This is a genomic window from Rhodanobacter sp. C01 (genome assembly GCF_002001045.1).
GTDB lineage: Bacteria > Pseudomonadota > Gammaproteobacteria > Xanthomonadales > Rhodanobacteraceae > Rhodanobacter.
Genome location: NZ_MUNR01000004.1, coordinates 137737 through 151817, shown reverse-complemented (window position 1 = coordinate 151817; position 14081 = coordinate 137737). Strand labels below are relative to the sequence as shown.

12 protein-coding genes are annotated in these 14081 nt (G+C 65.2%); 2 read left to right on the top strand and 10 right to left on the bottom strand.

What is annotated here, in order from left to right; genetic code table 11:
* The first annotated feature begins 48 nt into the window (after positions 1-48).
* Positions 49-1746 carry an NAD-dependent DNA ligase LigB gene (gene ligB, locus B0E50_RS01125; protein ID WP_077439234.1) on the top strand — a complete coding sequence of 566 codons (1698 nt, stop codon included), beginning with the start codon at positions 49-51 and terminating at the stop codon, positions 1744-1746.
* 22 nt (positions 1747-1768) lie between these two features.
* On the opposite strand, the gene B0E50_RS01120 is transcribed toward ligB, so the two are convergent.
* From B0E50_RS01120 to dinG, 6 genes are all read right to left on the bottom strand, one after another.
* Positions 1769-2173: a YchJ family metal-binding protein gene (locus B0E50_RS01120; RefSeq protein ID WP_077439233.1), complete on the bottom strand. Its 405-nt coding sequence runs from the start codon at positions 2171-2173 to the stop codon at positions 1769-1771.
* A 56-nt stretch (positions 2174-2229) separates the two neighbouring features.
* Entirely contained in the window at positions 2230-2826 is a 597-nt protein-coding gene (locus B0E50_RS01115) for a DUF938 domain-containing protein (RefSeq protein ID WP_077439232.1), read from the bottom strand.
* A 28-nt stretch (positions 2827-2854) separates the two neighbouring features.
* Entirely contained in the window at positions 2855-3052 is a 198-nt protein-coding gene (locus tag B0E50_RS01110) for a hypothetical protein (protein ID WP_077439231.1), read from the bottom strand.
* 94 nt (positions 3053-3146) lie between these two features.
* On the bottom strand, positions 3147-3725 hold the full coding sequence (locus B0E50_RS01105) for an NnrU family protein (protein WP_077439230.1): 579 nt from the start codon (positions 3723-3725) through the stop codon (positions 3147-3149).
* 53 nt (positions 3726-3778) lie between these two features.
* Positions 3779-4333: a HutD family protein gene (locus B0E50_RS01100; protein WP_077439229.1), complete on the bottom strand. Its 555-nt coding sequence runs from the start codon at positions 4331-4333 to the stop codon at positions 3779-3781.
* The gene (gene dinG, locus B0E50_RS01095) at positions 4330-6435 is read right to left on the bottom strand and encodes an ATP-dependent DNA helicase DinG (RefSeq protein WP_077439228.1); all 2106 of its coding nucleotides are present in this window, start codon (positions 6433-6435) and stop codon (positions 4330-4332) included. Before dinG ends, B0E50_RS01100 begins: the two co-directional genes overlap by 4 nt.
* A gap of 235 nt (positions 6436-6670) precedes the next feature.
* Between dinG and B0E50_RS01090 the strand changes: the two genes are divergently transcribed.
* Positions 6671-9625, top strand: a complete 2955-nt coding sequence (locus B0E50_RS01090) for an EAL domain-containing protein (RefSeq protein WP_077439227.1) — start codon at positions 6671-6673, stop codon at positions 9623-9625.
* A gap of 15 nt (positions 9626-9640) precedes the next feature.
* Here B0E50_RS01090 and B0E50_RS01085 read toward each other — a convergent pair whose 3' ends face one another.
* From B0E50_RS01085 to B0E50_RS01070, 4 genes are all read right to left on the bottom strand, one after another.
* Positions 9641-10303, bottom strand: a complete 663-nt coding sequence (locus B0E50_RS01085) for a DsbA family oxidoreductase (protein WP_077439226.1) — start codon at positions 10301-10303, stop codon at positions 9641-9643.
* 122 nt (positions 10304-10425) lie between these two features.
* Positions 10426-12096, bottom strand: coding sequence for an NAD(P)/FAD-dependent oxidoreductase (locus B0E50_RS01080; RefSeq protein ID WP_077439225.1), 1671 nt, complete (start codon positions 12094-12096; stop codon positions 10426-10428).
* Positions 12097-12204: 108 nt separating this feature from the next.
* Positions 12205-12711 carry a DUF1993 domain-containing protein gene (locus B0E50_RS01075; protein WP_077439224.1) on the bottom strand — a complete coding sequence of 169 codons (507 nt, stop codon included), beginning with the start codon at positions 12709-12711 and terminating at the stop codon, positions 12205-12207.
* Positions 12708-14045 carry a TCR/Tet family MFS transporter gene (locus B0E50_RS01070; RefSeq protein WP_077439223.1) on the bottom strand — a complete coding sequence of 446 codons (1338 nt, stop codon included), beginning with the start codon at positions 14043-14045 and terminating at the stop codon, positions 12708-12710. The genes B0E50_RS01075 and B0E50_RS01070 overlap by 4 nt, the downstream gene beginning before the upstream one ends.
* Positions 14046-14081: the final 36 nt, after the last annotated feature.

Here is a 14081-nt window from a genome sequence, read left to right as displayed (position 1 = left end):
TCGGCCGTTGGCTAGCCTGTCGTCCATATCCATGGACGGGAGAGCTGCATGCGCATCGGATGGTTGTTGCCGTTCATCGCGATCGGTATCGCTGTACTAAGCACGACGGACGTCCGCGCGGCCGATTGCCCCAGCTGGTCGCCAGCGCAGGCGCGGCAAGAGATGAGTGCGCTGCATGACCGGCTCGACGGCTGGAACCATGCATATCGGGTCGACGGCCAGTCGCCGGTCGATGACGCCGTCTACGACCAGGCATTGCAGCGCCTGGACCATTGGCGGCGCTGCTTTCCGGCGCAGGCGCCGGCGGAACTCGCCCATTTGGCCGACGCCACCGGGCGCGTACGCGCACCGGTGGCGCAGACCGGGCTGGCCAAGTTGCCGGATGCCGTGGCGCTGGCCGCATGGATGCACGCGCATGATGAGGGCGATCTGTGGGTGCAGCCGAAGGCCGATGGCGTGGCAGTCACCCTGCTGTATCTGGACGGCCAGTTGCAGCAGGTGACCAGTCGTGGCGATGGCCAGCGCGGCTCGGACTGGACCGCGCTGGCACTACACATCGACGCGATTCCGAAACACCTGCCGAGCGCACCGGCCCGCGTGGTGCTGCAAGGCGAGCTTTACTGGCGCCTGCCCGGTCATGTGCAGGCCAACGATGGCGGCGCCAATGCACGTTCGGCCGTCGCCGGAGCGTTGGCGCGGGACACACTGGATGCCAAGGCTGCCGCACAGATTGGACTGTTCGTGTGGGACTGGCCCAGCGGGCCGGCCGACATGCGGGCACGACTGGCCGGCTTGCAGGCGATGGGGCTGGCCGACAGCGTGACGTACACCCATTCGGTCAAGACGATCGACGACGTCAAACGCTGGCGCGAACAGTGGTATCGCCACGTCATGCCGTTCGCCGCCGACGGCACCGTGGTACGCCAGGGCCATCGGCCGCCGGCAACAACCTGGCAGGCCACGCCACCGACCTGGGCGATAGCCTGGAAATATCCGGCGGCATCGGCGCTGGCCGAGGTGCGTGCGGTGACTTTCACCGTCGGTCGCAGCGGTCGCATCACGCCGGTGCTGGAACTGGTGCCGGTACAGCTGGACGACCATCGCGTGCAGCGGGTCAGCGTGGGTTCGGTGGCGCGCTGGCGGGAGCTGGATATCCGCCCCGGCGATCAGGTCGAGGTGGTACTCGCCGGCCTGACCATTCCGCGGCTGCAGTCGGTGGTGTGGCGCACGCAGCAGCGTGTTGAAGTGACACCACCTGATCCGGGCAAGCACGATCCGCTGAGCTGCTGGCAGGTCGCGCCCGGTTGCGAACAGCAATTCCGCGCGCGGCTGCTGCGGCTGGGCGGCAAGCAGGGTTTGCAACTCGACGGGTTGGGTGCGAGTACGTGGCAGGCATTGATAGACGCCGGGCTGATCCATGGACTGCTCGACTGGATGGACCTCACCCCTGTGCAGCTTGCTGCCGCGCCTGGGTTTGGGCAGGCGCGTGCCAGCACGTTGGCACAGACGTTTGCCAGCGCCCGCCAGCGTTCGTTTGCCCGCTGGCTGCATGCACTCGGCATGCCGGCCAGCGGCAGCGCCGAGCTGTCGGACTGGGCCACCCTGAGTGCGCGAAGCTCAGACGAATGGCAGGCCATCGATGGCATTGGCCCAGGTCGTGCGGATCGATTGGTCGAGTTCTTCAGTCATCCCGAACTGCGAGCCCAGGTCGTGCGATTGCATGCGGCTGGTGTACAGGGTTTTTGAGGCTTGCCGTGAAGCCTGCGGCTCAGCTCTTCAGCTCGCCGTCGAGGTAATACCAGCAGCCGTGTTCACGCACGAAGCGGCTGGTCTCGTGCTGCCGTTGTGCGCGACCACCGCCGAGGCGGTAGCGGGCGACAAACTCCACCGTCGCGTGGTCATCATCCACTGACTCATGCCGCCGGATTTCCAGCCCAAGCCAGCTTGGTGCCGGCTGTTGTGCAGCCAGTCGCAAGGAGGCCGGGCGCGTATCGGCATGCCAGCTTGCCAGCAGGTAGTCCTCGCGCCGCAGCACGTAGGCACTGTAGCGCGAGCGCATCAGTTGCTCGGCACTGACGGCTGCTGCAATGCCGTCGTGCAGGGGGCCGCAGCATGCGGTGTAACCGGCTGGATTGCCGCAGGGACAGGGGGTCAGGATGTCGATCGACTTCATGCCGCCTTTGTACCCGCTTCGACGCGATTGTGCAGTCATGCTGTGACGGTGGGGATTCAGCCGTGCCGCCGTCGCCACACGCGGCAACGGTTGTTGGCCGGCATCGCGATATCGTCGATCAGGGCGAAGCCGGCCTTGCCTGCCAGCGCGTCGACCGCTTCGGCATCGCGGATCGCCATGTGCGCGCCGCGGGCCTGCAGCCATTGGTCGAACAAGGCGTTGCTGTCGCTGCTGTAACGGCCCGCATAGTTGAACGGACCATAGATGATCAGCACGGCGTCGGACGTGGCGACGGAGGGCAGCTGCGCGAACAGATGCTCCACTTCAGGCCACCCCATGATGTGCAGGGTATTGGCGCTGAATATCGCGTCATAGCGTTCAGCGGGCCACGCACCGGTGACGTCGAACTCCAGCGGAGGTGGCGTGTTCGGCAAGGTCGCCTCGTCCAGCCACGCGCGGATACCCGGCAGGTTCTCCGCGCGGTCCGAGCTTTGCCACGTCAGCTGCGGCAGGGCCGCGGCGAAATGCACGGCATGCTGGCCGGTACCGCTGCCGATCTCCAGGACATGCCTGTGGCCGGAAAGATACCGGCGTAGCACATCGAGAATCGGCTCGCGGTTGCGTTCGCACGAGGGCGAATGCGGTTTCTCCATCAGGCCGATATCGATCGCACAGGTGCGATCAGACCGGGCGGCCGCGCAACACGCGTGCCGGCAGCATCAGCAGGGCGCCGAGAAAGGCGAACACTGCGCCGACGGTGAAGCCGACCAGCCGGAATGGCAACAGCAGCAACCACACGATCGGGTACAGCACCAGCGCCAACAGGGCGAGCGGCCAGCAGAACACCAGGAGCAACAGCCAGAGCAGGAAAGCGGCCATGACACGACCTCGTGCAGGTTGGATGAGCGGACTCTAGCGCAGGCGACGGCAGCTGCACAGATGACTCTTGCCACCCCTGCCGTCCACGGTCATGTCATGCCATCGGATTCACGCCGATCAACCACAGATGCAGCCACAGCACAAAGACGATCCAGACCACGACGCCGATGATCACGGTCAGCACGTCACCCTTGATCGATCCGGCCGGATAAACGGTGCCGCCCGCGCGGTCGCGCCGGCGCGATACGGCGAACAGCACGATCGCCCACAGCAGGAACGTACCGAACAGCACCACGTCGTGCAGCATGCCGGTGGCGAGCAGGTGACCGAAAGCCCACACCTTCACCGCCAGCACCTGCGGATGGTGCAGTTTCGCCTTGATGTGGTTGCGTGGCACGCGCGTGGCGAAAAACAGCACGAACGCGATCAGGGTGAACAGCGCATTGAGATGGCGCAGCGGCAGCGGCGGCACATACAGCAGCACTGGGTGCTGGCGGGCCAGCCCGAAGCCCCAGCAGATCAGCACGAAGCCGACGATCGACGTCAGCGCGAACAGGCCCTTCCAGCGTTTCACGCCCAGCCGGGCGATCTGCCGGTCGCGCCAGTCGTTGGCGAAGATGCGCAGGGAGTGCATGCCGAGAAAGATCAGCAGGCCCAGAATCAGCACGGACATGACGGCTACCTCGCGGATGGGGTTGCTCGAGTATAGGCGCCTACCGGCTTCCGTCAGATGGCATGGGGCTCGATCCGGATGACCAGCGCCAGCGCATTGGGGTGCAGCTCGAGCGGACTCGCCGGCGCAGGCCGCCACGCATCGCCCACGTGCAGCGGGCCTTCAGCGGTGTCGATCGCACCACGGGCGCAGTAGACCAGCACGGTGGATGGATCAGGCATCTGCGTGCCCGGTTCCTGCCACACCCGTATTTCGCCATGCGCCTGCGCACGCCGCACCATCAGGTTGAAATCGCGCGTCGGCCCATCGATCAGAGTCACCGCCACCTTGGCCTCGCCGGCAAACGCGAATGGAGTGAACGGTGTGGTCAGCGCATGTACGCGGCCATCGTCCAGCGTCATCGTGAAGCCGTTGCCGTCGAGCAACGCGATCTGCCGGTCGATGCTGGGGAAGCTGGAGAACGGCGCGGCGCTGTCGACCTTGGCGATGCTCACCCGCCACAGGAAATCGTCGCTGCCGGCACCATCCGGATGGACGGCTATTTCACGCGTGCTGCCCAGGCCGTTCTTCCATGGCTGCGGCGGGCAATCGGACAGGCGGATGATCATGGGGTGCGCTCGATGATGCGTTCGAACGGCGGCAGCGCCTTCAGCATGCTGCTGCCGTAGCGTTTGGTCACCACGCGACGATCCAGCAGCACGATGCGGCCGCGGTCGGTCTCGTTGCGGATCAGACGGCCACAATACTGGGTGAGCAGGCGGGTGGCCTCGGGGATGCTCACTTCGATGAATGGGTTGCGCCCGCGCGATTCCAACCATTCCGCATACGTGGCCCCGACCGGGTCGGTAGGCACCGCGAACGGCAGCTGGGTGATCACCACCGTCTCGCACAGCTTGCCCGGCAGGTCGAGGCCTTCGCCGAACGAGGCCAGGCCGAACAGGGTGCTGCCCTTGCCGGCCTCGATATCGGCGCAGTGTTCGGCAATCAGCTGCGACTTGCCCAGCGAGCCCTGCGCGCGCACCTTGCGCACCTGGGCGATCGGCAGTTTCTGCAACACCCGATCGAGTTTCACGCGCGAGGTGAACAGCACCAGGTTGCCGGCATCCCAATCGAGGTTGTCGGCCAGCCACTCGCTGATTTCCTCGGCGTGTGCTTCGCGCGCGTCGGGCAGGGTGCGCATCGCCGGTACTTCCAGTCGCGCCTGCGCGGCAAGATCGAATGGCGACGGCAGACTCAGGCACACCGCATCGTCGGGCAGGCCCACCGCATCGGCGAAACCGCGGAAGTTGCCACCGGCACTCAGCGTGGCCGAGGTCATCAACACGCCGCTGGCATTGCCCCACAGCACGCTGCGCAGCAAGCCGCCGGCGGAGACTGCCGAGGCATGGCAGACCAGTTGCTGATCGCCGCTCAAGGTGACCCAGCGTGCCAGCGGCGGCACGCCATCGGTGTCCTCACCGGCCCACGCGCGCCAGCAGCTGGCCTGCTTGCCGATGCGCTCCAGGGCGATGCCCAGTTCGCGCGACAGCGCCTCCTGGGTCGGGCCGCCGTCGGTCATCTCGACCACCGCGCGACGCACCGCGGTCAGCCAGCGCTGCACCTCGCCGGTGTACAGGCTGAGTGCGCGCGCATGCTCCACCCATGCTTCCGGCAACTGGCCCAGCGAACCGCGGTACATCGGCTCGGTTTCGGCCGGGTCGGGCAGCCAGCCGAGGCGGATTTCCTTTTCCAGCTCTTCCAGCGTGTTGCTCAGTTCCTGCAGCTTGGCGTCGCCGGCATCGAGCGACAGCTTGCCCAGCGTCTGCTTGTCGGTGAGCGAATAGGCCGCGTGTACCTGCCGGCCGAGCCGGCTCAGCTGGCGCACGCTGACGTTCATGTAGACCTCGCTAGCGCCACGGTCGATCGCCTTGCCCGGCACGTGATGGCCTTCGTCGAAGATGTACAGCGTCTCGTCCGGCCGCGGCAGGATCACCCCGCCCCAGCCTTCGTCCTCGCCCGGCATGGTGAGATCGGCCAGCACCAGATCCTGGTTCGCCACGATGATCTCGGCATCGTCCACCGCCCGGCGCGCGGCGAAGAACGGGCAGTTCATGAACTGGCCGCACTTGCGCCCGGTGCAGCCGCCGGCGCTGGTGGTCACCATCGGACGCAGCAGGTCGCTGACGGCTTCCGGCGCGCTGTCCATGTCGCCGTTCCACTCGTTGCGGTCGAATGCGCTACGCAGTTTTGTCAGCGCCTGCTTGTCGCGCGCCTGCGGCGGCTTCGTCCATAGCGCCAGATCCGCGTCGAAACCGGCCAGGCCCATCTGCGCGGTGTCGTTGAGGCTGTTCGCCGCCATCATCAGGTTGCGCGGGCACAGGTAGCGGCCGCGGCCCTTGGCCAGCGCCACTTTCGCCTCGATGCCGTTGAGCTGCAGGTACAGCGGGATATCGCGCTGCACCAGCTGTTCCTGCAGCGCGACGGTGGCGGTGGCGATCAGCAGCTTCTTCTTCTGGAAGCGCGCCACCGCCACGCCGGCAATCAGATAGGCCATCGACTTGCCGGTGCCGGTCGGTGCCTCGATCACCGCCACCCCGCCGGTGCGGCCGAACGCCTTGGCCACCTCGGCGATCATCCTTCCCTGCGACGCGCGGGCGCGAAAGCCCGGCAAGCCGTCCTTCAGGCGTGCATAGGCGGCGCGGATGGCGTCCTTGGTGGTGTCGGCGAGCATGGGTGAAGCCTGGAACGAAGGTGGTGCATGAAGCAGGGCGAGTGCCGTTCGAAACGGCATGTGGCTCGCGTTACAAGCATGTCTTGCCGGCGGCAAGGCGACAGTTTATGGGATTGCGTCCTGGCCCACATGCATGAAGGCCGGATACGCCATCCATCGGCGTTCTGGCGAACATGCGAAGAGGTATGCTAGTCCCGGGGTGCATTTGTGATGCGGGCTGGGGGCTCCATCAATAATGGATGCGGGTGTCGTCGGATCTCTGTCGCCTGACGGGTCGCTGCAGCTGACTTGGCTGAAGCGTCTGATTGCGGCCGGCACACCCACGGAAGCAGGTGCGGCGATCGTGGCGTTGGCGCAGACGTGGCCGGATTGCACGGCGGCCTGGGTACTGTGGGGCCTGGACGAGCCGGCCAGCCATCACTGCGTGCCGCTGTCGCGGATTGATGCGTTGGACTGGTCGTGGCTGGCCGAGGCGGGCCGGGCGGAGCGACCATCCTGGCATCCGGACCGGCACCTTGTGGCGATTCGCCTGTGCCTGCAACCCGAGCCCGCGCTGCTGCTGCTGAGCCTGCAGGCGGGTCATGACGTGGATGGCTTCATCGATGCACTGGCGGGATTGGTGCAGCTTGCCGGCAGACATCTTCAGCGCGTACTGGAATGGGCCGAACTGCGGGATTCGCATCAGCAGCTCGAGCGTTCGGAGAATCTGCAGCGCGCGTTGTTCGCCATCTCCGACCTGGCCGGCTCCGAGCGCGACATGCTGTCGATGCTGCGCGGTATCCATGCCATCGTCAGCACGCTGATGTACGCGGAAAACTTCTTCATCGTGCTGCACAACGTCGAGCAGGGCACGATCCGCTTTCTGTATTTCGTCGATGTCGAGTCCGAACCCATGTTCGAACTCGGCCAGGATCTTCCGCTGAGCACGATCGAGCACACCCTGACTTGGTACGTGCTCAATGACGGCAAGGCACGCATGGGGGACACCGAGGAATTGCGCAGCCAGGTTTCCGGGCCGGTGACCTTGATCGGTGCGGACAGCTACGACTGGCTTGGTGTGCCCATGCTGCGCGACGGCCAGCCATGTGGTGCGCTGGTGGTGCAAAGCTATCAACAGGACATTGGCTTCACCGACGAGGATCTGGCCCTGCTGCAGTTTGTCGGCAGCCATATCCTCACCGCGCTGGAACGCAAGCAGACCAAGGCAGATCTGGAACAGCGCGTGCAACTGCGAACCCTGCAACTGGCTGAGGCCAATCGCGGCCTGCAACTGGAAATCCTTGAGCGTCAGCGTGCCGAGCATCTGCAGGGGGCCCTGTTCCAGATCGCCGAACTGGCCACTGCAGACATCGATCACGCCGAGTTCTACCGGCGCGTGCACGCCGTGGTCGGCGAATTGCTGAATGCGGAAAACTTCTTCATCGCGTTGCTCTCCGACGACCGCCAGCAACTGACCTTTCCCTATGCCGTGGACGCGGTGAAACGTCCGCCGGCCGCGCGCCCGCTGGGTCATGCGCTAAGCGAGTACGTGTTGCGCCGTGGCGCACCCCTGCGCGCCGACAACGCGGATATCGAAGAGCTGGAACGGCAGGGCGAGATTGCCCCGGGTCGGACGGGTTCTCCCGCCATGTGCTGGCTGGGCGTGCCGCTCATCGTCGGCGATGAGGTGATCGGACTGGTGACGGTGCAGAGCTACAGCTCGTCGGTGGTCTACAACGAAGCCGATCAGGAACTCCTCAGCTTCGTGGCCATGCAGATCGCCAGCAGCCTCGCCCGGCGCCGTTCGGCCGAGTCGCTGAAGCAGGCCTATGAACAGCTTGAACACCGGGTGGAGGAGCGCACACAGGCGCTGCGCAAGGAAATCATCGAGCGCGAACGCATCCAGGACCAGCTCAGGCATCAGGTGATGCATGACTCGCTGACCGGGCTGCCCAATCGCGGCTACCTGCGCGATCGCATCGACCGAGCGCTGGTTGCCATCAAGCATGAGCCGGGACGACGGTGCGCCCTGCTGTATCTGGACGTCGACCGCTTCAAGATCATCAACGACAGCCTCGGTCACCTGGCTGGCGACGAAGTGCTGAAGGAGGTTGCCTCGCGGCTGGCCGGCTGCGTGCGCCATCCCGATCTGGTGGCACGACTGGCAGGCGACGAGTTTGCCATCCTGCTGGAGGAGGTCGAGACTCCGGCGCTTGCGCAGGCCGTGGCACAGCGCGTGCTGGATGCCTTGGGTCTCCCGATGCTGATCGCCGGAAAAGAACTGCAGGGAACGGCGAGCATCGGCATCGCGATCGGCGACGAGCACTACCATGCGGCGGACGAGGTGCTGCGTGATGCCGACATTGCGCTGTACCGGGCCAAGGAGCTCGGGCGCAAGCGCTATGAAGTGTTCGATGAAACGCTGGCGAAGAACGTGGTCGACGTGCTGGCGATGGAAAGCGAGCTTCGCGTGGCCCTGAAACACGACCAGTTCGAGCCGTACTACCAGCCGATCTGCCGACTCAGCGATGGTCAGGTGGTGGGCTATGAGGCCCTGCTGCGCTGGAATCATCCGCAACGGGGTCTGTTGCTACCGGGCGACTTCCTGAAGATTGCCGAGGACAGCGGGCTGATCGAGACGATCGACTGGCACATGTTCGAACTCAGCTGTCGCCTGCTCATGCAGCATGCCGACGGCAGCGATACCTTCATGACGTTGAACGTTTCGGCACTGCATCTGCGTCATGCGGATTTCGACGGGCGCCTGATCCGGTTGCTCGAACGCACCGGCCTGGCACCGTCGCGACTGGTCGCCGAAGTCACCGAGGGCGCCCTGCTGGACAATCCCGAGCGCGTGCGCGCCACGCTCGACCGATTGCGCAGGATCGGTATCGGCGCCGCGCTGGACGATTTCGGCACCGGCTATTCGTCGCTCAGCTACCTGCACTCACTGCCCTTGCGCATCCTGAAGATCGACCGCGCCTTCGTGCATGAGCTGGACAAGGATGCCAATACCAGCAGTACCACCGTGGTCGCAGCGATCCTCGCGCTGGCGCGCGCACTGAACATCCAGGTGATCGCCGAAGGCATCGAGACCGAAACCCAGCGCGATGTACTGTTGGCGATGGGCTGCGAGATGGGGCAGGGCTATCTGCTTGGTCGTCCGGCGCCGATCAGTCACTGGCTGGCATGCAGCACGGCCAGTGCGTGATCCGATGATGCGCTCCTAGGCCGAGGCAGCGATCTGCCGCAGCGCCTGCTCGAACGCCTCCGGCGGCTGGCCACCGGAAATCAGATGCTGGCCGTTGATGATGGTGGCCGGTACGGAGTGGATACCGCGACTCTGGAAAAACTGCTCCTGTGCACGCACCTCGGCGGCATAGGCATCGCTGGCAAGAATCTGCTGTGCGCGCTGGGTATCCAGCCCCGCCTCGCCGGCCAGCCGCACCAGCGTGGCATGCGCGCTGACATCCTCGCCATCGGTGAAATAGGCGCGCAGCAGTACCTTTTTCAACGCGATGTGACGACCTTCCAGCTCGGCCCAATGCAGCAGCCGGTGTGCATCGAAGGTGTTGTAGACACGGCTGCGCCGGTCCATCCGGAACGTGAAGCCGAGCGATTCGCCGCGCGCACGGATCGCTTCGCGGTTGGCATCGATCTGTTCGGGCGTGCTGCCGTATTTGTGCACCAGATGCTCGGTGGCATCTTCGCCTTCAGGCACCATTTGCGGATTCAGTTCGAACGGCTGGAAATGGATTTCCGCGGCGACTTCGCCATCCAGTTTCTCCAGCGCCTGTTGCAGAGAAGCAAGTCCAATGGCGCACCATGGGCAAGAGACATCCGAGACGAAATCGATGCGGACCGGAGTGGGAGCGGCTGGTATGGACATGAGGGCACCTTCGGGAGTGTGAGCGCCATAGACAGCGCCGACTGGGGATTCGCCCTAGATAGGGTCACGCGACACTGCAATCAATCGTTGCCGGGTGTCGCCTTGCCGGTGCCGATGTACCGTCAGGATTGCGGCTTGGCCATGATGCTCAAAGCCACCGCCTCGGCGATCTTGATTCCGTCGACGGCGGCGGACAGGATGCCGCCGGCGTAGCCAGCGCCTTCACCGGCGGGGTAGAGGCCGCGGGTGTTGAGACTCTGCAGGCTGTCGTCGCGCTTGATCCGTACCGGCGAGGAGGTGCGTGTCTCGACGCCGGTGAGGATGGCGTCGTGCATCGCGTAGCCGCGGATCTGGCGCTCGAATGCGGGCAAGGCCTCGCGGATCGCAGCGATCGCATAAGCGGGCAGCGCGCTGTCGAGACTGCCCAGGGTCACACCCGGCTTGTACGATGGTTGCACGTCACCGAAGTCATGCGAGGCGCGGCCGGCGAGGAAGTCGCCGACCAGCTGGCCCGGTGCGCTGTAGTTTTCGCCACCCAGGGTATAGGCGTGGCTTTCCAGAGCGCGCTGCAAAGCAATGCCGGCGAGCGGGCTGCCGCCGCTTTCATCAAATGTGGGCTCGAACGGTGCAAAGTCGGCGGGATCGATGCCGACCACCACCGCCGCATTCGCGTTGCGCTCGTTGCGCGAGTACTGGCTCATGCCGTTGGTGACCACACGCCCCGGCTCGGAGGCGGCCGCGACCACGGTGCCACCGGGGCACATGCAGAAGCTGTAGACCGAGCGACCGTTGCCCTCGTGACTGCCCTTGCAGTGGTGCACCAGCTTGTAGTCGGCGGCGCCGAGGATCGGGTGGCCGGCCTGCGGGCCGAAGCGGGCGCTGTCGATGACCGACTGCGGATGCTCGATGCGGAAACCGATCGAGAAGGGCTTGGCTTCCAGGTACACGCCACGCACGTGTAGCATCTCGAAGGTATCGCGCGCGCTGTGGCCGACCGCGAGCACCACGTGGTCGGTGCGGATCTGCTCGCCGCTGGCCAGCGTCACGCCACGGATCTGCTGCTGGCCGTCCGCGCTAGGCTCAAGCAGCAGGTCGTCGACGCGCTGGCTGAAACGGATCTCGCCACCCAGCGATTCGATCGTGGCACGCATGTTCTCCACCATCGTCACCAGCCGGAACGTGCCGATATGCGGCTTGCTGACGTAGAGGATCTCCTCCGGCGCGCCGGCTTTGACGAACTCGGTGAGCACCTTGCGGCCGTGATGCAGTGGATCCCGGATCTGGCTGTGCAGCTTGCCGTCGGAAAACGTGCCAGCGCCCCCTTCGCCGAACTGCACGTTGGATTCCGGATGCAGGTTGCGCTTGCGCCACAGGTCCCAGGTGTCCTTGGTGCGCTCGCGCACTTCCTTGCCGCGGTCGAGGATGATCGGACGAAAACCCATCTGCGCCAGGATCAGCCCGGCGAACAGGCCGCAGGGGCCGAAGCCGATCACCAGTGGGCGGTGCGACAACGGCGCAGGTGCCTGGGCGACAAAGTGGTAGTCGGTGTCGGGCGTGGGCTGGATGTGTTGATCGTCGGCGTAGCGCCGCAGCAGCTCCGCTTCTCGCGGCGTCTCGATATCCAGCGCGTAGATCAGGGCGATCGCACCACGTTTGCGCGCGTCGTAACCACGCCGGGCGACGGTGTAACGGGTCAGCGCCGCGGCCTCGATATCCAGCCGCTTGAGGATCGCGGTGGTCAGCATGTCCTCGGTGTGATCGAGCGGCAGCTTGAGGTCGGTGAGTCGCAACATGGGCCTGGGAATCCGGAAACTGAAATCAGCTGCAGGATTTTCGCAGATATCGTGTTGCAGTGACGGTTGCAGCTTGCGCCACGGCCATGGCCGTGGCGCAAGCGTCGATCAGGCCTGGCCGATGAAATCGTTCTTGCCGATCTCGGTGCCCGCCTCGCGCAGGATGTTGTACGCGGTGGTGCAGTGGAAGAACACGTTCGGGATCACGAAGTGCAGCAGGTAGGCCTGGCCTTCGAACGTCATCTCGCCGCTGCGCATTTTCAGGACGATCGTGCGCGCTTCGCTGCCGTCGATCTGCTCGGGCTTGAACGTCTTGATGTACTCGATCGCGCTATCGATGCGCGAGTAGAGCTGCTCCAGCGTGGTTTCATTGTCCTCGAACGACTTCGGCTCGATCCCGGCAAGGCGGGCGATGCCGCGCGTGGCCATGTCGGCGGCGATCTGCACCTGCTTGACCAGCGGCAACATATCGGGGATCAGCCGGGTCTGCAGCAGCACTTCGTCGGTAACGTTCTTTGCCTTCGCGTGCTCCGCGCCCTTCTGCAGCACGTGCTTGAGATTGCCGAGTGCGCGGACGAAGACGGGAACGGAAGCCTGGTACATGGACAGTGTCATGGGGATTGCTCCGGTGGAACGTGGGGAAGCGGTTCGGACGAAAATTCGTTGAACGGCAGGGTAGGGACGATTTCGTCCGCCGCCAAGGGGGCCGCGATGGGTGCATGCCGGGTTACCCGCATGGCAATCAAGCCTGCGGCCAGCAGCAATGCGGCGGCCAGCACGAACGCGGCGCCCGGCAGATGCTGCACTGGCGCATGGTCGCTGATGAACAGCGCGAACAGGTTGGCGAACAGCGCCGGGCCGAAGATGCCGGCGAGGCTGGCCAGGCTGGTCAGCGCGCCCTGCAGGCGACCTTGCTCATGCGGGTCGACCTGGTGGGTCATCATTGCCTGCGCCGGCGGTCCGGCCAGTCCGCCCAGGCACAGGAACGGAATGCCAAGCAGAAATACCCAGGCGATTGAAGCGAAGCCGAAGAACACGTAGCCGACGATGCACAGCGTGAGGCCGGCCAGGATCATTCGCCGCTCGCCCAGTTTCGGCATCAGCCGGCGCACCAGTACCGCCTGCACCAACCCGCTGCACAGGCCGACCAGACCCAGCGTATAGCCGACCGCCTGCGGTCCCCAGCCATAGCGGTAATCGGTGTACAGCACGTAGGTGGAATTCAGCGAGAACTGCGCCAGGTTGATAAGGAAGAACACCGTGGCCAGTCCGAACACCTGCGGATAGCGGCGCAGCAGCACCACCGCGCCGAAGGGGTTCGCGTGACGCCAGTCGAAGCGCGCACTGCGGCGTTCCTTCGGCAGCGATTCGGGCAGCACGAAATAGCCGTAGCAGAAGTTGATCAGCGACAACACCGCCGCCACCCAGAACGGCAGGCGGATATGCAGGTGACCGAGGAAGCCGCCCAGCGCCGGTCCCACGATGAAGCCGATGCCGAAGGCAGCACCCAGCGTGCCGAATGCCGCGGCGCGCTTTTCCTTCGGGATGATGTCGGCGATGTAGGCGTTCGCGGTGGAAAAACTCGCCGCGCAGATACCGGACACGGCGCGACCGAGGAACAGCAGCCACAGCACCGGCGCCAGCGCCATCACGATGAAGTCGATGCCGAGACCGAAGCTGGAGATCAGGATCACCGTGCGCCGGCCGAAGCGGTCCGACAGCGCGCCCTGCACCGGCGAGAATACGAACTGCATAAGCATGAACAAGGCGGCGAACGCGCCGGCCCATACCGCCGCCTTCGAGATGCTGCCGCCGATCAGCTCAACGATCAGGTGCGGCAGCACCGGAATGATGATGCCGAACGCCAGCATGTCCAGCATCACGGTGACGAAGATGAAGTTGAGCGCGGCGCGGTGGCGCGGAGCGGCGAGGGTGGGTGGCTGATCCATGGGGCGAAGCGAGGCGATGGGATGTGCACGATAGCC